Below are 603 nucleotides of genomic sequence, written 5' to 3'. Positions count from 1 at the left end.
TTTGACATTCGCAGTACTACGGATGTAGATGCTCGCGCCGACGAAGTATTAACAGGCGTCGTACCAAACCCAGTGGCCGTTACCTTATCAGGTGATAGCGACGCTGACACCGAAAGTGGCTTTAAGTCATACGAAGGAACAGGCAACGTCCTAGCTGAAGGTGACTTGAGCTATACTTCGACCTACAAAGACTTTGGAGCTGATGGTGAGTTACGTATTGCTCATATCGATGGCGCTGTCAGCGCACTAGGTAATGAAATTCCAGTAGACGGTGTATTAGTGGTTGGTAATAAAACTGCCACACTACCGACAGATGGTACGTTCCAATACACAGGAGATGCTACCAATCGTAAAGTAGGTGCAGACAATGCGATTGAATATGGCACCTCTGCTTTTACAGCAGACTTCGTTAACAAGAAAGTAGCTGGTGAATTGAAGTTTGCCAATGCAGGTGATATCAACCTAGCCGCAGACATTACTGGTAATGAATTCTCAGGTACTGCAGCTGATGAGACTGGTTACAATACTGAAGGTGGATTCTACGGTGAAGACGCCAACTTTATTGGTGGTATCTATGAAGGTAACGGTTCACAAGGTACTTTC

General features: G+C 45.6%; 1 protein-coding gene. It reads left to right on the top strand.

Going from position 1 to position 603, the window contains the following annotated elements:
* Positions 1–603 (top strand): transferrin-binding protein-like solute binding protein (locus tag BTV99_RS12575; protein WP_143507172.1); only part of this gene is annotated, 603 nt, incomplete at both ends.

Origin of the sequence: Psychrobacter sp. Rd 27.2 (assembly GCF_001921755.1) — a bacterium.
Classification (GTDB): Bacteria; Pseudomonadota; Gammaproteobacteria; order Pseudomonadales; family Moraxellaceae; genus Psychrobacter; species Psychrobacter celer.
The sequence above is the reverse complement of the archived record's forward strand: the minus strand, read 5'-3'. Positions and strand labels throughout refer to the sequence as shown.